20 protein-coding genes and 2 tRNA genes are annotated in these 24,551 nt (G+C 34.3%); 9 read left to right on the top strand and 13 right to left on the bottom strand.

What is annotated here, in order from left to right; genetic code table 11:
- Positions 1-76: 76 nt before the first annotated feature.
- A complete protein-coding gene (gene mtaB / locus FTRAC_RS00315) occupies positions 77-1,396 on the top strand; it encodes a tRNA (N(6)-L-threonylcarbamoyladenosine(37)-C(2))-methylthiotransferase MtaB (RefSeq protein WP_013452231.1) in 1,320 nt (439 codons plus the stop codon).
- Between the two features lie 144 nt (positions 1,397-1,540).
- Here the strand turns inward: mtaB and gap are convergent, their stop codons facing one another.
- Positions 1,541-2,536, bottom strand: a complete 996-nt coding sequence (gene gap / locus FTRAC_RS00320) for a type I glyceraldehyde-3-phosphate dehydrogenase (protein WP_013452232.1) — start codon at positions 2,534-2,536, stop codon at positions 1,541-1,543.
- Positions 2,537-2,710: 174 nt separating this feature from the next.
- Here gap and FTRAC_RS00325 point away from each other — a divergent pair.
- Positions 2,711-2,782: transfer RNA gene (locus tag FTRAC_RS00325), tRNA-Glu, on the top strand.
- 243 nt (positions 2,783-3,025) lie between these two features.
- A tRNA-Glu gene (locus tag FTRAC_RS00330) sits at positions 3,026-3,097 on the top strand.
- Between the two features lie 507 nt (positions 3,098-3,604).
- Here the strand turns inward: FTRAC_RS00330 and FTRAC_RS00335 are convergent.
- Both FTRAC_RS00335 and smc read right to left on the bottom strand, forming a co-directional pair.
- Positions 3,605-3,799: a hypothetical protein gene (locus FTRAC_RS00335; protein ID WP_013452233.1), complete on the bottom strand. Its 195-nt coding sequence runs from the start codon at positions 3,797-3,799 to the stop codon at positions 3,605-3,607.
- Positions 3,800-3,815: 16 nt separating this feature from the next.
- On the bottom strand, positions 3,816-7,364 hold the full coding sequence (gene smc / locus FTRAC_RS00340; protein WP_013452234.1) for a chromosome segregation protein SMC: 3,549 nt from the start codon (positions 7,362-7,364) through the stop codon (positions 3,816-3,818).
- 247 nt (positions 7,365-7,611) lie between these two features.
- Between smc and FTRAC_RS00345 the strand changes: the two genes are divergently transcribed.
- The 4 genes from FTRAC_RS00345 (at position 7,612) to FTRAC_RS00360 (ending at position 11,982) form a co-directional block, all read left to right on the top strand.
- The gene (locus FTRAC_RS00345) at positions 7,612-9,783 is read left to right on the top strand and encodes a carotenoid oxygenase family protein (protein ID WP_013452235.1); all 2,172 of its coding nucleotides are present in this window, start codon (positions 7,612-7,614) and stop codon (positions 9,781-9,783) included.
- Positions 9,784-9,844: 61 nt separating this feature from the next.
- Entirely contained in the window at positions 9,845-10,732 is an 888-nt protein-coding gene (locus FTRAC_RS00350; RefSeq protein WP_041649351.1) for a hypothetical protein, read from the top strand.
- Between the two features lie 54 nt (positions 10,733-10,786).
- The gene (locus FTRAC_RS00355) at positions 10,787-11,371 is read left to right on the top strand and encodes a PP2C family protein-serine/threonine phosphatase (protein WP_262492809.1); all 585 of its coding nucleotides are present in this window, start codon (positions 10,787-10,789) and stop codon (positions 11,369-11,371) included.
- A 68-nt stretch (positions 11,372-11,439) separates the two neighbouring features.
- Positions 11,440-11,982 carry a hypothetical protein gene (locus FTRAC_RS00360; protein ID WP_013452236.1) on the top strand — a complete coding sequence of 181 codons (543 nt, stop codon included), beginning with the start codon at positions 11,440-11,442 and terminating at the stop codon, positions 11,980-11,982.
- Here the strand turns inward: FTRAC_RS00360 and FTRAC_RS00365 are convergent.
- From FTRAC_RS00365 to FTRAC_RS00390, 6 genes are all read right to left on the bottom strand, one after another.
- Complete coding sequence (locus FTRAC_RS00365) at positions 11,966-12,439, bottom strand: hypothetical protein (protein ID WP_013452237.1); 474 nt, start codon at positions 12,437-12,439, stop codon at positions 11,966-11,968. The genes FTRAC_RS00360 and FTRAC_RS00365 overlap by 17 nt on opposite strands.
- Positions 12,440-12,541: 102 nt before the next feature.
- Positions 12,542-13,351 carry a M56 family metallopeptidase gene (locus FTRAC_RS19025; RefSeq protein ID WP_148230021.1) on the bottom strand — a complete coding sequence of 270 codons (810 nt, stop codon included), beginning with the start codon at positions 13,349-13,351 and terminating at the stop codon, positions 12,542-12,544.
- A gap of 122 nt (positions 13,352-13,473) precedes the next feature.
- Positions 13,474-13,803, bottom strand: coding sequence for a hypothetical protein (locus FTRAC_RS00375; RefSeq protein ID WP_041649355.1), 330 nt, complete (start codon positions 13,801-13,803; stop codon positions 13,474-13,476).
- A gap of 6 nt (positions 13,804-13,809) precedes the next feature.
- Entirely contained in the window at positions 13,810-14,169 is a 360-nt protein-coding gene (locus tag FTRAC_RS00380; protein ID WP_013452238.1) for a BlaI/MecI/CopY family transcriptional regulator, read from the bottom strand.
- A gap of 134 nt (positions 14,170-14,303) precedes the next feature.
- Positions 14,304-16,139 (bottom strand): cation:proton antiporter, encoded by a 1,836-nt coding sequence (locus tag FTRAC_RS00385; protein WP_013452239.1) that lies wholly within the window; start codon positions 16,137-16,139, stop codon positions 14,304-14,306.
- Positions 16,140-16,301: 162 nt separating this feature from the next.
- Positions 16,302-18,950 (bottom strand): tetratricopeptide repeat-containing sensor histidine kinase, encoded by a 2,649-nt coding sequence (locus tag FTRAC_RS00390; RefSeq protein ID WP_013452240.1) that lies wholly within the window; start codon positions 18,948-18,950, stop codon positions 16,302-16,304.
- Between the two features lie 216 nt (positions 18,951-19,166).
- Between FTRAC_RS00390 and FTRAC_RS00395 the strand changes: the two genes are divergently transcribed.
- Positions 19,167-19,709 carry an NUDIX domain-containing protein gene (locus FTRAC_RS00395; RefSeq protein WP_013452241.1) on the top strand — a complete coding sequence of 181 codons (543 nt, stop codon included), beginning with the start codon at positions 19,167-19,169 and terminating at the stop codon, positions 19,707-19,709.
- Positions 19,710-19,721: 12 nt separating this feature from the next.
- On the opposite strand, the gene hisC is transcribed toward FTRAC_RS00395, so the two are convergent.
- The 3 genes from hisC to hisG form a co-directional block, all read right to left on the bottom strand.
- On the bottom strand, positions 19,722-20,777 hold the full coding sequence (gene hisC / locus FTRAC_RS00400) for a histidinol-phosphate transaminase (protein ID WP_013452242.1): 1,056 nt from the start codon (positions 20,775-20,777) through the stop codon (positions 19,722-19,724).
- A gap of 13 nt (positions 20,778-20,790) precedes the next feature.
- Positions 20,791-22,077 (bottom strand): histidinol dehydrogenase, encoded by a 1,287-nt coding sequence (gene hisD / locus FTRAC_RS00405; RefSeq protein WP_013452243.1) that lies wholly within the window; start codon positions 22,075-22,077, stop codon positions 20,791-20,793.
- Positions 22,078-22,242: 165 nt separating this feature from the next.
- The gene (gene hisG / locus FTRAC_RS00410) at positions 22,243-23,100 is read right to left on the bottom strand and encodes an ATP phosphoribosyltransferase (protein WP_013452244.1); all 858 of its coding nucleotides are present in this window, start codon (positions 23,098-23,100) and stop codon (positions 22,243-22,245) included.
- 348 nt (positions 23,101-23,448) lie between these two features.
- Between hisG and FTRAC_RS00415 the strand changes: the two genes are divergently transcribed.
- Positions 23,449-23,925: an Mpo1 family 2-hydroxy fatty acid dioxygenase gene (locus FTRAC_RS00415; protein WP_013452245.1), complete on the top strand. Its 477-nt coding sequence runs from the start codon at positions 23,449-23,451 to the stop codon at positions 23,923-23,925.
- A 7-nt stretch (positions 23,926-23,932) separates the two neighbouring features.
- On the opposite strand, the gene FTRAC_RS00420 is transcribed toward FTRAC_RS00415, so the two are convergent.
- Positions 23,933-24,538, bottom strand: a complete 606-nt coding sequence (locus FTRAC_RS00420; RefSeq protein ID WP_013452246.1) for an IMPACT family protein — start codon at positions 24,536-24,538, stop codon at positions 23,933-23,935.
- Between the last annotated feature and the right edge of the window lie 13 nt (positions 24,539-24,551).

The following is a 24,551-nucleotide window of genomic DNA, read 5'->3' on the forward strand; positions in this document are numbered from 1 at the left end:
AAATAATCATGCATTTCCACTTATAGGATTTAGATAACACATTGTGCAGTATTAAGTGGTTGTAAAAAATGAAGTAATGAAAAAAGTAGCATTTTACACCTTAGGTTGCAAACTTAATTTCTCAGAAACATCCTCTATTTCAAGAATGTTTGAAAACAGAGGTTACGAGAAGGTGGATTTTCAGGCAAACCCTGACATTTTTATTATCAATACCTGTTCAGTAACAGAAAATGCTGATAAAAAATGCAAAAAGGTTGTAAAAGAAGCCAAAAAAATCAATCCTGATGCTTTTGTAACTATTATCGGCTGTTATGCACAGCTAAAGCCAAAAGAAATTTCAGAAATTAAAGGGGTCGATGCCGTTTTAGGTGCAGCAGAGAAATTTCAGTTGATTGATAAATTGGATGGCTTCACTAAAAAGGATGCTCCTCAAGTATTAGCTTCCGATATAAAAGAAGCCAAGAGTTTTAATAATGCTTTTTCGATAAATGACAGAACTCGGACTTTTCTAAAAGTTCAGGATGGTTGTAATTACCATTGTGCATTTTGCACCATTCCTTTAGCTAGAGGGAAAAGCAGAAGTGACACCATCGAGAACATTGTAAAAAGCGCCAAGCAAATTGCAAGTGAAGATGTAAAAGAAATTGTATTAACAGGAGTGAATACGGGGGATTTTGGTATTCAAGAGGGGAAAAGAAAGGAGCGCTTCGTGGATCTTGTTAAAGAACTGGATAATGTAGAAGGGATAGATAGATTTAGGATTTCTAGTATTGAACCTAATTTGTTAACAAATGAAATTATCGAGTTTGTAAGTCAATCCAAAAGATTTGTGCCCCATTTTCATGTCCCACTCCAAAGTGGTAGTAATATAATTTTGCGTAAAATGAGAAGACGCTATTTGCGAGAACTTTATGAAGATCGAGTAGCGAAAATTAAGCAATTGATGCCGCAATGTTGTATTGGTGTAGATGTTATTGTAGGATTCCCAGGAGAAACAGATGAAAACTTTTTAGAGACTTATCATTTCTTGAAAGAATTGCCGGTCTCCTATTTGCATGTGTTCACCTATTCTGAAAGACCCAATACTGATGCAGACGAAATGGACGAAGTAGTTCCAATGAAAGTTCGTAATGAGCGTTCTAAAATGCTAAGAAGCTTATCTGAAAAGAAAAAGAGAGCTTTTTATGAAGAAAATCTGGATAGGGAAGAAGTAGTATTATTTGAGAAGGATATCCATGATGGCTTGATGGAAGGCTTTACGGATAATTATGTTCGAGTGGTAGCCAAATACGATCCGATCTTGATTAATGAATTGAAAAAGGTGAAACTCAGCAATCTGAATGCTGAGGGATTGATGGAAGTGACCGAGGTAGAAACTGAAGTTTTGCAGCATTGAATTTCCTAAGTTGACAAGTTAGCACGTTGTCAAGTTTTCAGGTTGACGTGAATCTCCCTGACTCGTTTTAAGTAAAGTTTACATAAAAAAAGCTGTCTCTTACGATTAGTAAATGACAGCTTTTTTTGTCTTAATTCTAGAATCTTATTTAGATATTCTCTCAATTAAATCAGCGGCTCTGTTAGAGTAGCCTGCTTCATTATCGTACCATCCAACAACTTTGGCTAATTTGCCTGAAACTGAAGTTAAGGCAGAGTCAAAGATACAAGAATGCGTGTTTCCAACGATATCAATTGAAACAATTGGATCTTCTGTATACTCTAAAATACCCTTCATGCTACCTTCAGATGCTTTTTTCATAGCAGCATTAACTTCCTCTTTAGTTGCTTCTTTCTTCAATTCTAAAGTGAAATCAGTTAATGAACCATCAGGAATTGGAACCCTCATTGCTATACCATCTAATTTACCTTGTAAGTGAGGTAAAACTAAACCAACAGCTTTTGCAGCTCCTGTAGAAGTAGGGACGATAGAGTAAGCAGCAGCTCTAGCTCTTCTTAAATCCTTATGGGGCCCATCTTGTAAGTTCTGATCAGCAGTATAAGCGTGAACAGTAGTAATGTAACCCTTTTCAATTCCAAAAGTGTCATCTAAAACCTTAGCCATAGGAGCAAGGCAGTTGGTAGTACAAGAAGCATTTGAAAGGATGGTTTCATCTCCTGTCATTGTATCGTCATTAACACCTAATACAACAGTAGGAACGTTTCCTTTTGCTGGTGCAGAAATTACTACTTTTTTAGCACCTGCCTTAATATGTTTTCCAGCATTTTCTTCATCCACAAAAAGCCCAGTAGATTCTAAAACGATTTCTACACCCATTTTTCCCCAAGGAAGGTTGGCTGGGTCTCTTTCAGCTGAAACAGCAATGCTTTTTCCATTAACAATAATAGAATTGTCCGTATGCGAAACATCTCCTGGAAATTTACCATGAACTGAATCGTACTTTAATAAGTGTGCTAAAGTTTTGGTATCAGTAAGGTCATTGATACCGACCACTTCAACATTATTTTTTTGCAGCAGGGCTCTGAAAGTTAATCTTCCAATACGCCCGAATCCGTTAATTCCAACTTTTACGTTTGACATGTTGATATAATTTATTTTAGTTAAGTTAAATTAAGGCGTAAATATAAACCTACTTGCCAGCATTATCAAATTAGAACCCTAAAGGTTTAGCTTTGAAAATTATTTTCTTTTTTTTTAGGGTAAGGGTTTGTAATTAAAAAACAGCCTTCTATATTTGCATCTCCATTTACAAATGGCCCGTTCATCTAGGGGTTAGGATATCAGGTTTTCATCCTGGAAACAGGGGTTCGATTCCCCTACGGGCTACTTTAGAGTACTTAATAAAGTCGTTATTAAGTGATAGATTTTAATGGAAGATTAGATTTTTGTTCAGGTTATTTTTGAATGAAATTTTATCAAATTACCGTTTCACTTTGGGGTGATCAGTCTTCAGCTGACATCTAGGGGTTACAGTATCAGGTTTTTCACTTAAAGAGTGACCAGCTTCTGGCTGGCATCCGCAGGATAGAGCTTGATATTAGAATTAGGTTATAAAAAAAAAAGTAGCATGGCCCGTTCATCTAGGGGTTAGGATATCAGGTTTTCATCCTGGAAACAGGGGTTCGATTCCCCTACGGGCTACAAAGGCTGTCAGAAATGGCAGCCTTTTTTTATTGCTATCAAATCAATTACTTTAGTATTTAAAATAATTATGATCATGTGGTATTATTGTTATGTATTAGAGAGTACAGTAGACCATACTACCTATGTTGGGTCTACGGACAACTTAAAGGAGACTCTAGGAACATAATAGCGATAAAACAAAATCTCTAAAACACAAAATTCCAATGAGGTTAGTTTATTGTGAAGCCTACAGAAGCAAGACACTAGGCATAAAAAGAGAGTGATTTTTAAAAAAGAATAGTGCGGTAAAAGCTGAGCTTTATAGCAGAATTTTTGAATAGAAATTAAGGGTTCTCAGCCGGAGGCTGACCAGCCTCTGGCTGGGATTCTCCGCTAGCTAGCGGACTACAAAGGCTGTCAGAATTGGCAGCCTTTTTTTATTTCTAGCTAAAAATACATTTTAATAATTAATGAAAATGTAAAATGTCTTGTTATTTATTGAGCTAAAAACGACTCAATATAATATTACTCATCCTTCTTTATCCACTTTTTCCGCATAATCAAGCCAAAGACAATAGAAAACAGTACAGTCTTGAAAAATGATTCCTGTATTTGATCAGTAAGTGTTGTTTCATCTTCAATTAAATACATTAAGAAAGAATCTAATATCCAAAATACCAAGGCCGTAATCCCAATCCTGATCAGAAATGTTTTATTCATATCTCTCAATTACAAATTACTCCTCCAGTGTGTCTTCCAATTCTCTCAAATCCACAGGAACCACTCTAGAAATTCCTAATTCAACCATAGTTACACCATAAATCACATCTGTGCTGGACATGGTTCTTTTATTGTGTGTCACAATAATAAACTGTGATTCTTTCGAGAATTCTCGGATGATATTATTGAATTTATCAATATTGGCATCATCCAACGGGGCATCTACCTCATCAAAAATACAGAAAGGTGCAGGCTTTAAAAGATAAATTGCAAAGAGTAGGGAAGTAGCCGTTAAGGTTTTTTCTCCTCCTGATAATTGATTGATGGTCAATGGTCTTTTACCTTTTGGCTTTGCCATGATCTCAATTTTGGACTCTAAAGGATTATCTGGATCAGATAATTGTAAATCACACTCATCTTCATGGGTGAAAAGCGTACGGAATACCTTTTGAAAATTCTCTTTTATTTTTTCGTAAGCTTCAATGAAATTAGTTCGGGCTACTTCATCAATTTCAGTAATGGTGTTGAGCAATGATTCTTTCGCATTGCGTAAATCTTCTCGCTGGGTTAAGATGAAATCATTCCGTTCTTTAATTTCTTCATAAGCCTCCATTGCCATTGGGTTAATGGGGCCAATGCGCTCCATTCTTTCCTTTAATTTGCTTACGGTATTTCTTAAATCATCAGCCGTTTCATCAGTCTCCACTTCCTCTTCTTGAGAATTCATGATCTTATCCAAATCAATATCGAATTCCACAGAAAGCCTTTCTTTCACACTATTCAGCTCTAGTTTGGTTTCATTCAGGTTATTCTGAATGTGCATCAAAAGCTCGTCTACTTGCTCTTTATTGCGCTGAATATTCCGGCTTTCTTTCTCAATTTCGTCAATTTGCCCACGGGCGGCATAGTAATCTTTCTCTACATCATTTACACCAATTTCAATCTGCTCTTTTTCATCATACATTCCCAATAATTCATCATCATTGGTTTCAGCCGTATCAATTATGCCTTTTATGGCTTCCTCATTTTCTTTTAATTCAAGCTGGTTTTTCTCTAATCGGTCTTTGCTACTTTCAAAAGCAGTTTGCTTATAGCTTATTTCTTGCTCGAGGCTATTGACCCTATTTTGCTGCTGATGAAATTCAATATTTTCCTGATTGAAGGCAGATGATTTTTGGCTTAAAATTTCGTCTTGAACACTGAGGTCTTCACTTATAATGCTGAGCCTTTGTTCAATCTCCTTAAGTTTATCAGACTTTTTGCTAGCATCGGGCTTAATGGCTTCAATTTCCTCCATTAATGTTTCTCGCTGCTGTTCCATGCCCTCGCGCTTATTGGCAGCACTATTAAGCATTTGAGAAAACTGTTCTTGTTTAGTTCGAACGGAAACATATTCAGAGTTTACTTCATTTATTTCCGTTTGAAGGATTTCAATATTTTCTCTGTAGCTATGTTCCTTTAAGTTATCCAAATCATTTTGTCGGCTTTCCAGGCTTTCTTTGATTTGGCTTATTTTTTTATTTAAATCCTTTATTTCAACTTGAAGCTTCTCTAAGTTTTTGGCTCTACCAATTCTTTTTCCTTCAAAGAGCCCTACGGAGCCTCCAGACATGCTGAATTTCCTTTTGGTAACCTTTCCGCTTTGGGTGATAAAGACACTGTCTTTATCATCAGGAATGGAATTGTAGTCACCTTTTACTACATATACATTGTCAAGAATGAAACCAATAAGCTTCTTGTACTTGGCATCATACTCTACAATTTCAGTAGCAGCCACAGCCTGATCGTAAAGCTTTGAATCACTTGGTTTGAATTTGTCAAAATTATCTAAAATGAAAAAATGTGCTTTTCCTTTGCTAGCATCACTTAATAAATTGACTGCTTCAAAAGCTTGGGCTTCAGTTTCCACTATATAATAATTCATATAGGGCTCAAGGAAGTTTTCAATAGTAATGCGGTAATCTTCAGAACAAGTTAAAACATCTGAAAGGAGAGGAGCATTTTTACCCCATTTTGAACTCTTCTTTAGGAATTTAATAGCTTCAGGAAATCCTTCTAAATTATCAACCAAAGATTTGGTCAGATTGTATTCGTTTTCCCTTGCATCCAGCTTACGAGAAGATTGGGTCAATTCCTCCCTGATTAATTCAATGGTGTTTTTATGGTCTTCAATTTGTTGATTGAGATGATCTTCCTTGTGTTTAAGATTAGATAAGTATTCGTTTTTTTCTTTTAAGATTTTTGAAAGCTCTTCCAGTTTAGCGTCAAATTCTTCCAAACTAGCAGATTGCTCCGTAGTATCTGTACTACTCTTTTCCAATTCCTGTTTTACTGATGAAAGCTGAATTTCTTTGATTTCCAGTGATTTGTTGAGCTGGTAAACTTCATTTTGTAAAGCTTTTTGCTGTTGATTTAAAGTATTGACTTCCTCTCGGATAGCAGCAGTTTTATTTTTCTGTTCTTCAAATTCAGATTTTAGTACTTCAACTCTTTGTTCTGTCTCAAAGAATATCTTTTCTGCTGAGGTCTTTTCTTGCTCTAAACTTTTAATACTGAAAGAAGCCCGTTCATTGCTTTGCTTATCCTGCTCAATTTGATTTTTTAAACTATCACTTTTATCCTGCAAGAAGCGTAATCGCTCATTCTTGATTTTCTTTTCGCTTTCATATTGCCTGATTTTATTCACGTGTTCATTGAGTGCTTTCTGACGGCTAGCCAATAACTTCTCTTTTTGCAATAATTCAGATTTGCCTTTTTCCAAAGCTGCTTCCTGTTCAGCTAATTGTCTATTTAGGCTGAGTTTTTTGTCATTTTCAGCTTCAACTTGTTTGGTGAGGTTAAGAAATACTTCTCTTTTGTCTGCTACTGTTTTCTTAGCCAGTAAAATACTTTTCTCCTTGTATTCACCTTTGTATTGATAATATCGCTCAGCTTGCTTCGCTTGTTTCTCAAGTGATTTTAAGTTTTTCTCAATCTCAAAGAGTAAATCTTCTACTCTTTCTAAATCAGCGTCCGTATCGGATAATTTTTTGATCGTTTCCTTCTTTCTGATTTTGAATTTACTAATACCAGCCGCCTCTTCGAACAAGCCTCTTCTGGAATTGTCTTTGTCAGTCAAGATATCATCCACCATTTTTAATTCAATGATGGCATAACTATTAGAGCTAATCCCAGTGTCCATAAAGAGGTTTGTAATATCTTTTAATCGACAACTCACTCCATTGAGTAAATATTCACTTTCCCCGGTTCGATAATACCTTCTGGTGATGGTAACATTAGAGTATTCGGTTGGAAGAAGATTTTTGGTATTATTAAAAGTAAGTGAAACTTCAGCTAAATTACTTTGCTTACGTTTTTTAGTACCATTAAAAATAACGTTCTCCATTTTATCGGATCGGAGCATTCGTGATTTTTGTTCACCTAATACCCATCTAATGGCATCCACTACATTGGATTTACCACATCCGTTTGGCCCCACAATTCCAGTGATACCTTTATCAAAATTAATGACCATTCGGTCACCGAAACTCTTAAATCCTTTTATTTCAAGTTTGGTTAGCTGCATAATTCTTACTCAAAAAATCTACGCTCGAAAAAAGCGGATAACAAATTTATAATTTATTTGGAGAAGTGGGTAATGATAAAGGATGTTCTGTTTAAAAAATGCTTAAACGGTTGATATAAAACTACTGAATTGATTTTGTAAACTTATTTGAAAGTAAATTTAATCGTAAATAATACTGTAATGACTCAATTTTTAGTTGAAATTTTATTATTTATGTGTCGGAAAAAACCTAAAAATCACCAAAACTATGAGTCATCCTAATCTGCTCACCTCTACCCGAGAACCCCTGGATGTTGAATTGAAAGTTAAAGAAGGAAAAGTGCCTGATGATTTATCAGGCTTTGTATTTATCAATTCAGGTGCAGGAACAGTTAATAGTGGAGGATTGCCCTATGAAAGAAAGCTTCCTAATGGGGAATTTAACCAGGAATTTGGTTCACCTGTTATAAACGGAGATGGTTATATGTACCGTTTTGATTTTACAGAAGAAGGCAAGGTGAAGCTGAAAACACGATTGTTAAAAACACCTTGTTTTTATGCTGATATTGCTTCTAGCCCTATTTTGAATCCGAATAATCCTTTTGCAGATATTGCCTTTAAGAATAGGGGGTTAGCTAGGATGTCTATGAAGTTAGGGACAAGGAATCAAATTAATACTGCCATAACACCATTCCGAAAACCAGGTGATAAGCAATCACGGCTTTTAGCCACTTTTGATGCTGGTAGACCCTTCGAATTTGATCCCAAAAGTTTGGATTTAATTACACCAATAGGTGAAAATAAGTTTTGGAGGGCTGGAACTCCGCCATTTTTGAATAACCCATTTCCCATGGTGTTGACTACAGCTCATCCGGTTTATGATCCCGAAACCAAGGAAGTTTTTAGTGTGAATTTTACTAAGACTACTAGAAATTTGTTGAGTGCTACAGAGATTTTTCATTTGATATTCAGGAGTGAGGAAGAAATTGAAAGAAGATTAGAAGAAAGAATTAGTAGATGGGAAGCCATAGATGATAAAGAGCAGGTAGTAAAGGAGGTAAATGATTTCTTTTACGAAGAAGCCACGGAAAAAGAACCCAAATCCATTTGGGATAAACTAAGGGGATGGTACTGGAAGTTAATTGGGAGACATTTTTCCAATGAAGATGCTGTTTATTTAGTTCAATGGACAGGATCTAAAAATCCTAAGTCCTATAAAATTGTGAATGAGAATGGTTCTAATATTCAGATTCAACACAATATGCATCAAATTGGATTCACTAAGGATTATGTTCTTTTAGCGGATACCAATTTTAAATTTACATTAGATGTGATGTTGAATAATCCTTTTCCTAATAACCAGAGGATTGATTCATTTTTAAGGGAATTGTTGGATGGTGCTCAAAATGATTATTCAACACTTTACATAGTACATCGAAAGGATTTAGTGCCTGAAAATAAGGAAGTGAAGGCACATAAGGTAGTACTTCCAGTGGAAACGGTTCATTTCTCAGCTAACTATGAAAATCCTAATGGGGTTGTTACTTTACATGCGGCACACAATTGCAGTGCATGTCCAGCAGAATGGGTTCGCTATTATGATGAATGTAAATTACATAATAAACCAATCGATCCCCAAAGAGTTGGGATGTTAGCAGTAGGGGAGATGGATATTGGGAAAATTGGTAAGATTGTTATTGATGTAAAAAATCGGGATAATCTTGAAGATAAGACGGTGTTTTTACATTTGGAAGGTAAACCTGGGACAAAAGATCCTGGCCCTCATACTTGGGGAGTTGGGCTTTACACCTATTGTGATATGCTTTCACCTGATAAAAATGTTGGTGAGATAAAACATATTTTCTGGCAGGCATACGGTTTAGATGATCAGCTCTTAACAGATTTTATGTACAGACTTTATCAGGATCCTAAAAGAAACAGAGTGTATAGTGCTGAACAGATGCTTGAATTTACAAAAAAGGGTGCTCCATTTGTTCTAGAGACAGTTGAAACTGATTCGATGAAAGCTACGGATCACTATAGTTTTCCTGCTCATACGTTTATGTGGTCCTTGCAGTTTATACCTAGTAAGACTAAAAATAATGCTATTCCTGAATCTTTGAATGGTTATATTTTATGTACGGTAATTGGAGAACAAAAAAATGACCAACAGACGAATTCCTACTTCTCGGAAATATGGATATTTGATGCGTCTGATTTGAAGAAAGGTCCTGTAGCAAAGCTACATCATAATGAATTGCAGTTCGCTTTTACGATCCATTCAGTATGGGTGAAAGAGGCTGCGGAAGTAAGTATTCCTGATTATAAAATTGATATAAAGCAAGACTACAATGAGCAGATAAAACATATTAAGCGTAGGTGGCTACGTAAAAAAGTACAATCTTTGATGAATGATCATGTTTATCCTCATTTTCGATAAATGATTTTTATTTTCAATAATACTGTGTTAATCTCGCATTGGAATTTTTTATAAAAAGTACATGAAGCTTAATATTGCAGATAGTTTTGGTATCAATTTGAATGAAGCTTGGAAAGAGGAGTATAAGCGAATAGGACATGTTTATGCACGATGGGGTGCACTTCTGGTTATATTTCTATTTCCACTAAGTACTATTCCAGAGCTTTCTATTGAAAAGGCTAATATCAACGTTTGGTATGCCTTTAGATACGGACCGTCCGTCATTGTAGGGATTGTATTTCTACTGCATCAAAAGTATAAGTTTAGCCATGAATTGTTGTTTGAGATTATTGCATTCTGTCTTTTTACATCTGCTGCTTATATGGTGGATTGTGCTGATTGGATGACCTACATGATTTCAATGGTCACAGTTTTTATCACCAGCGCAGTTTTGGTCATATTAAGACCATTTTATTTTGTCATTAACTTCTTTGCAGTATTCCTAATTCAGGTACTAGTCCACACTTATTTTTGCGAGGCAGGAGTATTAGATTATTTCATGATGAAAGGAGTTAACATTTTAATTGTAGTAGGTATTGCTACATTTTCAATGGCAGCTTTTAGATACTATATCATGAAGAATAACTTCATGCATCGTGTGGCTCTTCAGGAAGCTCATTTTGAATTACAAGAGAGAAATCAAAGTTTGATAAAGGCACAGAAAGATCTAAGATTTAAGAGTGATCAAATTTCTGAGCAGAATGAAGAGCTTAAAATGCAGAAGGAAGAAATTCTTTCACAAAGGGATGCAATGCAATCGCAGAAAGAATTTATTGAAAAACAGAACAGAGATATAATTGGTAGCATTCGGTATGCTCAAAGGATTCAATCTGCTATGCTATGGCCGCAATTATTTTCTTTCCATTTATTTCCGCTGCCCAATAAAAATCACCTGAAACAATATCCCTAGGTATAAATAATACAAAAGACTTAGGTAGTAATTTTTTAATAAATGTATTGGTAGATAGACTGTACTGGTCATGGTGTTCCTGGTGCTTTCATGTCGTTGGTGGGTGATACCAACATGAACCAGATAGTTTTGCAAGAAGAAGTGACCGATCCAGCAGAGATTTTAAATAAATTACATGAAGGTGTTTGTGGTTATTTAAAACAGTCTGAAACGGAAAATCAAGATGGAATGGATGCAGCTATAGTGGTTATTGATGAGCAGAAAAAGTCCATTCAGTTTGCTGGAGCTAAGAATCCACTTGTGATAATTAATGATAAGCAAGAAATTGAAATCATTAAGGGTGATAAAATGTCTATCGGTGGTAAGAGAAAATCCAATATTGATGAGCGCTTCAAAACACATAAAATTGAATATAACTCTCAAAACACTTTCTATATTTTCTCGGATGGGTACCAGGACCAATTTGGCGGTCCAAATGATAAGAAGTTTATGGTCAGAAGCTTTAGAAAGTTACTACAAGAAGTTTCTGGAAAAGCGATGAATGATCAGTATCATGTCTTAAACAAGCGATTCGATGACTGGAAGCATGGCTATAGTCAGACAGATGATGTACTATTGATTGGTTTTAAGTTAGAATAGTTTAATGATTTACTTTTTCATTAGCGAATGATAGCTTTTTTTATCTAAAGTTTTCGTAATTTTATTTTATGGAAGATTACAAAATCCTCATATATATAGTTCTTTCAATTTTATACTTTCTATTTAAAGGAAGGGGTAAAAAGAAAAAGCCTGTCACTAGGAAAAAAGCTGATTCTCAGCAAGCTGAACAAAGTTCAAATCAGAAAAAGAGACCAAAATCTTTTGAAGAATTGTTGGCAGAATTAAGTGGTGAAAATCTTGAGAAGGAAGAGGAGACACAAAGTGGTGATGAAATTCTAAGAGAAAGTGAAGAGATTAAATCTCTTTCAGAGCAAGTTGATGAACGTCCAATGCATCAGCAAGTAAGCCAAGAAGATTATGAAAATGCTGATGAAACTTTAAAAGAACTTTATAAAAAAGGAGAGAAATTAAAAAGTATTGATGAGTTAGTTAATATTGATAAAGTTTCAACCCAAAGCAACAGGTTCAAAGAGTTTGAGGATCAATCAAATGAAAATCAATTTGCTCAAGAAATAAGAGAGGGCTTGTCCGATCCTGAAAGTGCTAAGAAAGCAATTGTTTATGCTGAAATTCTTAATCGGAAGTATTAATGCTGACCTCTTGTAATTTATAATTTTCTATAAACCACTCGTCATCTGCATTTTTTTCCAGCTGCGCATCTAATAATATTTTTTGTTCTTTTTCATAATACATTCTCGAATTTTGATAAGATAACAACACTTTCGCTGTGGATTTTGTAAGCATAAATTCATCAATCCTGATGATGAATTTATGCTCTAAATCGTCTAAGTCTCTTTCAGAAATAATTCGAACAGATTTATCATGTACTTGTAGTGTAATGTCTTTATTCTCCAATGCAGGAAAGCCTATCATTAATACTTCTTGTCTAGAGTTTGTACTGACAAACCGAGGGGAATAAGATAAGTGTTTTTGAAATTCTTCAATATCAAAAACACTCTGTAAGATCTCTTGTTGCTCATTTTGTTGCGATATTTTCGAAGTAAAGGGAGTTAGCAGTATAAAAAATAGGCTGAGAGCGTAATTCATTTTATTATTTAATTGATATAAATAAATATAATCAAATCTAATTAAAATGATTATGAATTAATATCTTAAATTTTATGGAAGTACCTTTTAATTACAAATTGCCTATAAAACGAACCTGATTGGGATAACTCTTCTAGAATTAACATTTTCTCCATTTTGTTTACCAGGAATCCAGTCACCGTAGTTTTTAAGTACTTGAATAGCTAATTCATCACAGCCACCACCAATTCCCTTTACGGCTTGCATGTTACTTAAGCTTCCATCCTTTTGAATCACAAACTGGATATAAACCACGCCTTCTATTCTATTACGAATGGCTTGTTCAGGATAGTTTCCTTGTAAATCATCACTTATAGCTTTATAAAATTCATGAATTCCGCCTCTAGGCTTTGCCTGTTCCTCAACTAAGGTTAAGACTCTTGTGTCGTCAATATCATCATTTTGTAGTACTTCATTAGTGGGTATAGAATTGCTTTCCTGTTTTAGGACTACTTCCTCTGATTGATTTAAGTCGCAGGCAAATATAGTACTTATCAAAACCAAACTGAGCCCCACTAAGAAAGGCTTACTTTTTGAATTTTTGTTACTTCTCAACATGTTCAACCTGTTTAAGATGGTAGGCTTCGCAAAATAGCTTACAAATTGAAGTTGCTTGTAGTTGAGTGTTTGCTGGACTAGCAATTGAACGTAATTAGTTTTTGGAGTGTCTTTGCATGCATATTCATCAGCTAAAAACTCGTGATTTTCAACTATATATTTTTTGATTTTCTTGTTAAAAGGATTGAAAATTAAGATTGATGATAAGATTTCTACCCAGATAATATCAAAAAAATGGAATGTTTTTCGATGAGCTTCTTCGTGTTTAATTATGACATTTTTGTTTTCATCATTCTTCAGTGTATTTGGAATCAAGGTTTTGTTTAGAAATGTAAAGGGAGGGATTTCATCTTCAACCCAATATATCTTTCGCTTGAAATCAAATCTTGCGAAGCGATAAAGCAGTTTGAATTGGTAATAACTTTTTGTAAATTTTATTAAAAAAATAGAAGTGATAATGAAACTAAAAACCCGTATATCCACGGGAAAATTACTTCAAAAGTAACTAAATTGTTTGCTGCTGTATTAGCAGAATTACTCATTCCTGCACTGTAGGTAGCAGTATCTAATAGAGATGGTTCAAGAAATTTTATGTTGTTAAAAATTTTAAAGTCTAGCAAAGGGGCAACAATACTTACCCCATATATTGCTAGAAGATAAAAACGATTGAAGGTGAAGCTTTTTTCAGTTCTTAAAGTAAAATGATAAATACCCCCTAGAATCAAAAACAACAAATGGGCTTTTAAAATGTAAATTAAGGTTTCCATTATGGACTATTTTTGATCTTTCAGATGCTTCATAACTTCATCTAATTCAGTGGTACTGAGGTTTTCCTCTTTCGCAAAAAATGAAGCCATATTAGCAAATGAGCCTTCAAAATAGCCATGAATAAGTTTTTTGAGGCTTTGCTTTTTGTATTCATCCTTTTTTAGTAACGGATAATACAAATAGCTTTTACCTGTTTTTTCATGTCCAACTACTCCTTTTCTTTCTAGTATTCGAATAATTGTACTTACGGTATTGTAAGCTGGCTTGGGTTCTGGCAAAGTTTCTAAAACTTCTTTTACATAAGCTTTCTTCAAGCTCCATAGCTTATGCATGATTTGTTCTTCTGCTCTTGTTAATACTAACATAATTTTCCCTATTATTTTGTTAAAAGCGTCAATATAAAACTAATGGCCTAGTTTTGAAAGCATATCGTAAGTTTTTTAGAAAAAAAAACATTAATCTTACTGAATATTATAAATACCTGCTTTACAGCTTGCTATCATTCATTTTCGTTGCTGCTCATATTATAGTTTTTATTCTTCAAGAAAATTAAACGATCATCTTTTCCCACCTCTTCAGGATAGCCTGAAATGATGTGTAATTTCTTTTCAGAAGTAATGATAAATAGAGGGATTATTGTTTTTCCCTTTTCTTCCAAAAATTCTTCATATTCGGATTCCCCATAAAATTTAACTTCTGATATCTCGCTATTTTGTCTTAAAAGATGATTAAGGCTAAGATAGTCTAACCTTGATTTAAATAATACATTTTTGGGTAATGGTAAATTCTCATTTTCAGCTTCTTCCTTGCTTACAATTCTGTAGGTGTTTTCCATCCCTAATTCATTGTCAAACCAACTCAAAGCAAGCGAATTAATGCCTGAGTTACTGGTGACAGCCATCATCTTGCCAATTTGTGATAAATCTACTTCTTCAAATATTTCTTCCGAAAGTATATTGCCTTCATATACTTGCAAATTGAGCTTTCTAGCCTCATTTACATTATGTTTTGCTGTATCAGCTAGTAGAACATAAAAACCTTCTTTTTTAAGGAATAAAGCTAATTTCTTAGCTATTTCATTCGCTCCCACAAACAAAACTCCTTGAGGTTCTTTTCTCAAAACACCTAACCATTTCCCAACGTATTTGGCACTAGTTCCTTGAATGACAACAGTTCCTACGATTACTAGAAAAACCAATGGTAATAATAATTCTGCTTCTGATTTAAGGGCTGCACTGGTGGTATCTGAACTCAATAAATCCAAAGAAAACAGTGAAGCAACTGCTGCTGCCACGATACCTCTAGGACCAATCCATGCTACAAATAATTTTTCTTGCCATCGAAGCGTTGACCCGATTGAACTCAGCCAAACACCTAATGGTCTGAGAATGAAAATTACTACAGCAAATAATAATAGACTTCTAGTTCCTAGTTGTTCAATTTGAGCAATATCAATTCTACTCGACAGTAGAATAAATAGGAGGGTAACTAAGATAAGACTTATATCTTCTTTAAATGAGAGTATTTTTTTAAAATCATCTAGTTTCATATTTGCTAAAACAATTCCCATTATGGTGGTAGCTAATAGACCAGCTTCCTTTTGTAGTAAATCAGAAACTGAAAAAACTAGAATTACAGTACCTAAGGTTATTACATTCCTTAAATAATCTGGAATCTTATTTTTACTGATGATATACCAAATCAATACTGCTCCAAACCCTCCAATGAAGAAACCAACTGAAATGGTAGTAAAGAAATCTTTTAATGCTTCCACAGTATAATACTCACCATTGGATGAACTCTTAATAAATTCATAAACCAATACTGCTATCAAAGCACCTAATGGGTCAATCAATATGCCCTCCCACTTAAGGATGGTGTTAACCTTTGCATTTGGTCGTACATTTCTTAATATGGGTAGCACTACGGTAGGCCCAGAAACTATGATTAAGCCACCAAATAGAAGTGCCATGGACAAACTTAAATCAAGTATTGCAACTGCTGCAATAGTGCCTCCTACAAAGGTAATTAGGACACCTACTATAAGTAAGTTTCTTACTGTACTGGCTACTGTTCTTACTTCTTTTAGATTAAGAGTCAGACCGCCTTCAAAAAGTATTACACCTACTGAAAGAGATACAAATGAAAATAATAGATCACCCGAAAAAATCTGGTCACCATCAATGAGTTTACTACCCTCAGGTGTAAAGAAGGTAGAAAATGGGCCAACTACAAGTCCTATTAAAATAAGTGGCAGGATTGCGGGCTGTTTTATTTTCCATGCTAACCATTGAGCAAATACGCCCAATACTAAAATGCTTGCTAACTCTATCATTTTGTAAGAATTCTGATTAAATCAATTCTAAAAATACTGATTAATTACTGTTTTAGTAATCTTAATGCTTATTTATTTTCCTTTCATTGAATGAATGAAAGTGAAACTGAAAATAATATAATTTAACAGCTGAGTGTTTTTGTGAATAGAAAGACCTATTTCTCATTCAGGAGTATATACCTTTTTGTTTTTATTATTGAATGCAGGTTCTATTTGGGATAATGGAAATATAAGGGTGAAAATGCTACCTATTCTTGAGTCACTCTTTAATTGAATTTTGCCATCCAATTTCTCCACTGCTTTTTTAACTAAATATAATCCTAAACCATTTCCAGTGGATGTTTGAGCGGTTCTTTTAAACATATTAAAGATTTCATCCTGAGAGTCTTTCGATATTCCAATACCATTGTCATGGACACTTAATATAAGTTGTTCATCTTTTGTGGTTGCCTCAACTAAAATCTCTATTTTGTTAGAATTATTAAAAACGAGACTATTTTCAATTAGATTACTGATACAGATTTGCAGTATAACCGGGTAAAATAGAATTGATTCAGTTTCACACTCTATTTGGAGTTCACAATTATAGTTTACGCCATCATCGACTTTCTTATCGATCACCGCATTGGCAATTTTCTTGATTTCAAGTTTTAGGTCAAGAGTTTGTGGAGCTTTTAAATTTTCAAAATCTCCCAAAAAACTAACTGCTTGAAGCTTTTGAACCATGCTGTCGAGTTTTTTGACAGTGTAGTTAACTTGTTTGAACAGATGACCGGCTTCTTCTGACAGGTTGTAGCTTTTTGATATACCGACTAATCCCATTAAAGTAGTCAGTGGCCCTCTAAAGTCGTGAGATGCCCTATAGAAAAAATGATCAAGTTCAGAAAGTGCATCTTCTAAAGCAAGGGTTCTTTCTTTGACCCTTTTTTCTAAAAACTGATTTAATTGATTGACCTGGTCATTAGCTTCCTGCAGTTCTTCTGACTGAGCCATGATTTCTTCCTGCTTTTCTTGGATTTCAAAATTTAACTCTCTTAGCTGCCGGTTAGTTTTTGTCTTGATTTTCAGATATCTAAATATGATATAACTGAGAATTAATAAAGTTAGAATACCAATTACCAATACAATGAGTGTATTTCTTTGAGATTCAATTGTTTTTTTGTTGATAGCTATAGTTTGTTCATTATTTTTCCTTTGAAGGTTTAATAGCGCTAGTTCTTTTTCTTTACTTTTTAAGTCATATGCAGTTTCAAGAGTAGCTAATTCTAAAGTTTTGTTTTCTTGAAAGAGCTCTTCTTGGATTTTTAATGCTTTTTGTAAAAGTCTGTGAGATTTTTCAAAATCTCCTTTATTGGAGGCTATTTGAGCTTGACTTTGAGAAATCTTCAGTAGATAATTCTTTTCTCCTAATTTTTCAGCTCTTTTTTGTCCTAACTCAAAGTAATAGATAGCAGAATCATAATTACCGATTTTTCTAAAATATTCTCCTAATACCCATTCTCCTACCACTAGTCCAATTTCATTATGTAGATTCTTATCCACATTGTAACTATAGCGATATAAGTCCAGAGCAGCCTTTTTCTTCCCTAATTTTTCAAGTACAATTGCTTTGTTGAATTTAACTGCGCTTAATGATCGTATGTTTTTGGTGATTTCGTGATAGTGAACTGAAGAATCAAAGTGGATTATTGCTGAATCTAATTTTTCTAAATCAGAGTATAAAGAAGCGTAAGTATTGTGTATATTTCCAAGATATTTGATGTTGTAAATTTTCTTAGCCATGCTTAATGACTGATCCAAGTATTTTTTCGCTCTATCATTCATTTGCATGGAATAAAATATCCAACCTAATTCATAGTAAGCTATCATTATTTCATTCCTGTTATTACTTTGTTCAAAAACTTCCAATGATTTGAAGATATATTCACTAGCATCATTGTATTTTCCCATCCACGACAAAAGCATGCCCGTAAATAGATCAATGCTTGCTTGTCCGAATTCATAACCTAGGCTATCGTAAATAGCTTGAGATTTAATAAGTAAATCAGAACTTTTATTATAGTTACTTACCTCCATTGCATTTTGCGCCAATAATAAGTAGAGTTCTGCTATATTCATTTGATTGTTAACAGTGGAATTATAATATAATAACTCCTTGAAAATGGAATCCGACTTTTGATACTGGGCAGTTAAATGGTAATATTTTCCCTTCATCTTATTCAATCTGCGTTGGCTTTTTTCTGAATCAATTTGTAGAATTAGTGAATCAGCAATATGAATAATGGAATCTGATTTTTCGGTGAGCCCAACAGAAGTAGAAGCAGAAAGCTTAAACATTAATAAATTGAATAATTCAACAACATTAGTTTCAACATTATTGATTCTTTTCTCCAGCATCTCAATGGCATCCATGAACCTACCAGTTTTTTCCATTGCAGTTGTGGTAGTAGCCAAGTACTTGTATACTTCTAGATTATTGTCAATGGCAATTTTAGTGGCTTTTTCATAGTAATGGATGGCACTGTCATAATTCAAATCCGTGTAAAATGATATGCCATACTGTGTAAAAGCTTCTGCCCTCAGTTCTGGTGGTGTTTTGGTACTCACCATCGAAAATGCTTCTTTTGCAAGTTTTTGTGCTTTAGGAATATTGCTGTGCCAACTTTCCTCAGATCTTTTTAAAAGATCACTTAAAGTTGAATCACTTGAAGCAGTTTTATCTTGACAATATAAAGCTGTTGATGCTATAAATATGAGAAATATTAATAGTATCTGCTTACACTTTGTGATATGAAGGATTGAAATTTTCAATCTATATTTTTATAATTAGTAATTTGAATAAATATACTTAAATAGGAAAGTATTTATAATAATAAGAATATTTTATTTCGACTGCCAATTGTTTTCTATAGACGGTTGGCATAAAATATAATATTAAATTCGGGTAATTTTATTATTTAAATTAACTATCATCAGGTTCTTCTTGATTTGATCTAAACATTTTATTTTACCATGAAAACAAATGAGATGGCAAATAGTCCGTGGAAATTATTAAGTACAGAAATGCAATATGATAATCCTTGGATTAGGGTTGAAGAAGATAATGTCATCAATCCGAGCGGTAAGAAGGGCATATATGGAAGAGTGCATTTTAAAAATGTGGCAGTGGGTATTGTTCCTATAGATAATGAAGGAAATACTTGGCTGGTCGGGCAGTATCGCTATCCATTGGATGAATATAGCTGGGAAATCCCCGAAGGTGGATGCCCTATTGGAGAAAAGGAATTGGATGCAGCCAAAAGAGAATTGAAAGAAGAAACGGGTTTAATTGCCGAGCATTGGGAAGAATTTTTAAGAATTCACACTAGTAATTCCGTATCTGATGAAAGAGGAGTTGTTTTTATAGCAAAAGACTTAACTCAAGGAAATACTCAGTTTGAAGAAACAGAAGATCTAAAAATTAAAAAGCTTCCGTTAGAGGAAGCCTTTCAAATGGTTATGGATGGGGAAATAACCGATAGTATTAGTATGGCAGCACTGCTGAAATTGAAAACTCAACTAACAGGATAAATCATAAATGAGTTAAATTGATATATCTCTAAGAGCTGAAATAAGGGTTTTATTTTCTGTTGAAGTCCCAACTGTTATTCTTAGGCAATCATAGCATAGTTTAACATTTGACCTATCCCGAACTACTATTCCCTTATTAATCAGTTTTTTATAGATGGTTTTCGCCTCATCTATTTTTACTAAAATGAAGTTTGCATCTGTATCAAATACTTTTTTAACACCTGGTATATCTTGCAGCTGTTGATTCAGTGAATCTCTTTCTGCTAATATACCTTTAATCTGACGCAGAAATACATCTGATTGCCTTAATGATTTTTCGACCAGTTTTTGGCTTGGTCCACTAATGTTATAAGGAGGTTTCACTTTATTTAAAATATTGATTAATTCTGGATTTGCAAAAGCCATTCCTAATCTTGCAGAAGCCATTCCCCAAGCCTTACTTAAAGTTTGTAATACAACTAGATTAGGATAACTCTTCAATTTATGAATGAATGATTCTTGAGCAGAAAAGTCTATATATGCTTCATCAATAATGACTATTCCTCTAAAATTTTCAAGTAAAGTTTCAATATCATCCTTTCTTAAACTATTTCCTGTGGGGTTATTAGGAGAACATATAAAAAGCATTTTGCTTTTTTCATTAGTAGCTTTTAAAATTGCAGCCACATCAAGTTGAAAATCTTTGGTTAAGGGAACTTCTATGTTCGCTACATTATGAATTGAGGAAGACACCTTGTACATTCCGTAAGTAGGAGGACAGGTTATCACATTCGAATCTCCACCTTTGCAGAAAATTCTGAAGAGTAGATCAATAGCTTCATCACTTCCATTCCCTAAGAATATATTTTCTGATGCTATGCCCTTTATCTTAGAAAGCTGTTGTTTGATTCCCATTTGCAAAGGATCAGGATAGCGATTCCAGTTTTGCTGTTCCTCATCAAACGGATTTTCATTGGCATCAAGAAATACTTTAGCATCTCCAGAAAATTCATCCCTAGCTGATGAATAGGCTTGTAGATTTAATATATGAGGAAGTACTAAATCCTTCCAATTTACAGTATTGCTCATTCTAGCAAATCATTTATTTTTTCAACTTGTTCAATCGGACAGTAACCGCATTTTTATGAGCGATTAAAGACTCCGCCTCGGCCATTATTTCCACATGTGGTCCTAAATTTTTAAGTCCTTCGGCTGTAATTTCCTGATAGGTGATGTTTTTGACGAAACTATCTAAAGATACACCACTATAGGCTCTTGCAGCACCATTGGTGGGTAGGGTATGGTTTGTCCCTGATGCATAATCCCCAGCTGATTCGGGTGTGTAATAACCTAAAAATATAGAACCAGCATTTTCAATTTTGTCTGCAATATTTCTAGCATTTTTCGATAATAAAATCAAATGTTCAGGAGCATACAAATTGATTAAGTCAATGCATTCTTTTTCATCCTTTAGAATAAATACAGCACTATTCTGCAAACATCTATCTGCTATTTCCCACCGAGGTAATTCGCTTAACTGGTGATAAATTTCTTTTTGTAGAGCATTTAACATTTCAGTTGAAGTAGTGACAAAAATCACTTGACTATCTACCCCATGTTCTGCTTGAGAAAGTAAATCGGCAGAAATAAAGGCAGGATCTGCATCCTCATCTGCATAAACTAACACTTCAGAAGGGCCGGCTGGCATATCAATCGCAACAGCTTCAAGACTTGCCAGTTGTTTGGCAGCAGTTACGTACTGATTTCCTGGTCCAAATATTTTGTCAACTTTGGGAATGCTCTCTGTACCATAAGCCAATGCCGCAATTGCTTGAGCACCCCCGACTTTAAAAATTTGTGTGATTCCTGCTACCTCAGCTGCATACAATATGGCAGGATGGATATTTCCTTCCTTATTAGGAGGACTGCATAAAACTATTTCTTTACAACCAGCTATTTTCGCAGGAATTGCCAACATTAATACTGTGCTGAAAAGTGGAGCAGTACCACCAGGAATGTAAAGGCCTACCTTAGGAATGGCTACGGATTTTCTTTCGCAAATGACACCTGGCATTGTTTCAATTTTCAATGGAGCAATTTTTTGAGCTGCATGAAATTTGAAAATGTTATCGTGCGCAATTTTGATTGATTCCTTTAGTTCATCAGAAACTTTTGAAGAAGCTGTCTTAATTTCCTCGCGAGTCACCAATAGTTTTCCTAGTTCAATCCCATCAAACTTCTTGGTATAGGCTTTTAATGCCTGATCGCCATTGCTTTGAACTTCTTCCATGATGGGCTGTACTACTTTCCTGATGTCAGAAAGTGATTCAGTAGGTCTTTTCAATAATTTTTCCCAACTCTCTCTTTTGGGATATGTATAATCCTTCATAATTTTTTTAATCAAGCAATTATTTATAATCGCACTAACCCTATCAGATTTCGAGTTTTAAAATGGTTGGTGTGCCACCAACCATGGTCAGTTTCCGTGGTCGGTGGCACACCAACCAGTACATGTATTAAATATACCTGACAGACTTTATTCCCCAATAGATTTTCAAACAATCATTTTTTCAATTGGAGCTACTAATATTCCTTGAGCTCCGGCTTTTTTAAGTTTTTCAATTACTTCCCAAAATTCATCTTCTTTTACTACAGAATGTAAAGAACTCCAGCCCTCCATCGCCAATGGCAAAACAGTTGGACTTTTCATGCCAGGCAGTAAACTTATTATTTCATCAATAGACTCGTTAGGAGCGTTTAATAAAATGTATTTATTGTTTTTACCAGCTTGAACGGCTTCCATCCTGAATAGTAGCTGGTTTAAAATTTTCTCTTGTTCTGCGGATAAATTATTGCCAGAAACCAACACTGCTTCAGAGCGCATGATGACGTCAGCTTCTTTTAATCCATTACTCAATAAAGTACTTCCAGAGCTTACGATGTCGCAAACAGCGTCAGCTAAACCAATGCTAGGCGCAATTTCAACAGAACCACTGATTTCATGGATCTCTGCATTGATGTTGTTTTGTTTTAAATAGTTACCTAAAATTTTAGGGTAGGAGGTAGCAATGCTTTTTCCATCGAGTTCTTTGATATTTTTGTAATCCCAGTTTCGGTCAACTCCAATAGAAAGTCTGCATTTCGAGAAGCCTAATTTCTTGACAAGTTTTACATTTTTTTCATATTCCACCAAAACGTTTTCTCCCACTATTCCCAAATCAGCAACTCCATCTTCTACATATCCTGGAATATCGTCATCTCTCAAGAAAAGAAATTCAAGTGGGAAATTATCTGCAACAGCTTTCAGTTTGCCTTTTCCATTGCTGAATTTTATACCGCATTCTTTAATTAATTTGAGTGAGTCTTCGCTTAAACGACCTGACTTTTGTATGGCAATTTTTAATGTATTCATCTTTGATTTTTGATTTTTAAAAATAGTATTTAACTAAGAGATTTTCTAAGGAAATGTTTAACGATTTTCCTTAAATAAATTTTACATGCAGATACCTGCGTAGGACGATATAGTGAATTTATTCCTCTTAAAACGAGGAATGATGGAATACATGAACAGCATGAAATGCCTGAGAAGCATTTTGCTTTAATAAGATATGTGTTGTTCTGTTGTTCATGTAAGGGCAAATGTAATAAGCTTTTTTTAAAATGCTACTATTTTTCAAATGCTTTTAGAAATTTTCACTTAAATATGTGTTGTTAATAGACACTTATTGATTCCTAAAATAAAATTATCTATTTTAGAAACATGAGAAGAATAGATGCTTTATTAGAAGAATACGGAGCAAGTCATAAAAATAAGACCAATAAAATGGTGCATTGGATTTGTGTCCCTTTGATTTTTTGGAGTGTGGTCGCACTTTTATATTCCATTCCTAATGATATGTTGACTTATGCATTTGGAGTTGGCTATTTTGATAATTGGGCTGTAGTTGTTTTAGGAATAGTCTTAATTTATTATATCAGTCTGTCCATACCGCTTTCTTTTGGAATGGTGGCATTTGCGGTTCTATGCATTGCTGTTGCTCGTTGGGCAGACCAATTGAATTTCCTTCCTTTATGGGGAATAGCATTAATCGTATTTTTCTTAGCTTGGATTGGTCAGTTCTGGGGACATAAAATTGAAGGCAAAAAGCCTTCTTTTCTGAAAGACTTGCAGTTTTTGTTAATCGGCCCAGCTTGGTTAATGCATTTTATATATAAGAAAATAGGAGTGAAATATTAAGTTTGCTCTACTCTTGCTCCGATTGGGATTCAAACATTAATCCTTCAATTTTGCTTGCTTCTTCTTCAAATTTTTCTTTTAGAGATTGTTTAATGCCTAAAGTAGCAGAACAGTTTTCAGTAAATTCTTGATGTTTGATATCAGCCTCAAACTCAGAAATTAAGCGCATTACTTCATTTGTGATCTCATACCCATATTGAATATCATAAATCTCTTCAATGGTAACTTCCATTATTTTCGAGGCTTCCAATGCTTCGAAAGCCGCTGTTTTATAGGCATTAATTAAGCCCGGAACTCCTAATTTTGTACCACCGAAATAGCGAACTACCACTATTAAAACTTCCGTTAAGTTTTTTGATTTAATTTGCCCCAAAATAGGATCACCTGCCGAATGATTAGGCTCTCCATCATCGTTGGCTCTTAGTTTATCTTTTGATAAAATGTAAGCATAGCAATGATGTCGTCCATCATAATACTGCTTTTTTACTTCCTCTAGTTTTTCTTTCACTTCCTCTTCATCTCTAACTCGACAAGCCAAACCAATGAATTTACTTCCTTTCTCCTTGTAAAAACCTTCACCACCTTTAGAAATTGTATAGAAATAGTCCTTCATTTATTCACTAAAA

It is taken from the genome of Marivirga tractuosa DSM 4126 (assembly GCF_000183425.1).
Taxonomy (GTDB): domain Bacteria; phylum Bacteroidota; class Bacteroidia; order Cytophagales; family Cyclobacteriaceae; genus Marivirga; species Marivirga tractuosa.

Excerpts from the sequence above, each read along its gene's own strand:
- mtaB (WP_013452231.1), top strand. The coding sequence starts at position 77 with ATGAAAAAAGTAGCATTTTACACCTTAGGTTGCAAACTTAATTTCTCA.
- gap (WP_013452232.1), bottom strand. The coding sequence starts at position 2,536 with ATGTCAAACGTAAAAGTTGGAATTAACGGATTCGGGCGTATTGGAAGA.
- FTRAC_RS00335 (WP_013452233.1), bottom strand. The coding sequence starts at position 3,799 with ATGAATAAAACATTTCTGATCAGGATTGGGATTACGGCCTTGGTATTT.
- smc (WP_013452234.1), bottom strand. The coding sequence starts at position 7,364 with ATGCAGCTAACCAAACTTGAAATAAAAGGATTTAAGAGTTTCGGTGAC.
- FTRAC_RS00345 (WP_013452235.1), top strand. The coding sequence starts at position 7,612 with ATGAGTCATCCTAATCTGCTCACCTCTACCCGAGAACCCCTGGATGTT.
- FTRAC_RS00350 (WP_041649351.1), top strand. The coding sequence starts at position 9,845 with ATGAAGCTTAATATTGCAGATAGTTTTGGTATCAATTTGAATGAAGCT.
- FTRAC_RS00360 (WP_013452236.1), top strand. The coding sequence starts at position 11,440 with ATGGAAGATTACAAAATCCTCATATATATAGTTCTTTCAATTTTATAC.
- FTRAC_RS00365 (WP_013452237.1), bottom strand. The coding sequence starts at position 12,439 with ATGAATTACGCTCTCAGCCTATTTTTTATACTGCTAACTCCCTTTACT.
- FTRAC_RS00375 (WP_041649355.1), bottom strand. The coding sequence starts at position 13,803 with ATGGAAACCTTAATTTACATTTTAAAAGCCCATTTGTTGTTTTTGATT.
- FTRAC_RS00380 (WP_013452238.1), bottom strand. The coding sequence starts at position 14,169 with ATGTTAGTATTAACAAGAGCAGAAGAACAAATCATGCATAAGCTATGG.
- FTRAC_RS00385 (WP_013452239.1), bottom strand. The coding sequence starts at position 16,139 with ATGATAGAGTTAGCAAGCATTTTAGTATTGGGCGTATTTGCTCAATGG.
- FTRAC_RS00395 (WP_013452241.1), top strand. The coding sequence starts at position 19,167 with ATGGCAAATAGTCCGTGGAAATTATTAAGTACAGAAATGCAATATGAT.
- hisC (WP_013452242.1), bottom strand. The coding sequence starts at position 20,777 with ATGAGCAATACTGTAAATTGGAAGGATTTAGTACTTCCTCATATATTA.
- hisD (WP_013452243.1), bottom strand. The coding sequence starts at position 22,077 with ATGAAGGATTATACATATCCCAAAAGAGAGAGTTGGGAAAAATTATTG.
- hisG (WP_013452244.1), bottom strand. The coding sequence starts at position 23,100 with ATGAATACATTAAAAATTGCCATACAAAAGTCAGGTCGTTTAAGCGAA.
- FTRAC_RS00415 (WP_013452245.1), top strand. The coding sequence starts at position 23,449 with ATGAGAAGAATAGATGCTTTATTAGAAGAATACGGAGCAAGTCATAAA.
- FTRAC_RS00420 (WP_013452246.1), bottom strand. The coding sequence starts at position 24,538 with ATGAAGGACTATTTCTATACAATTTCTAAAGGTGGTGAAGGTTTTTAC.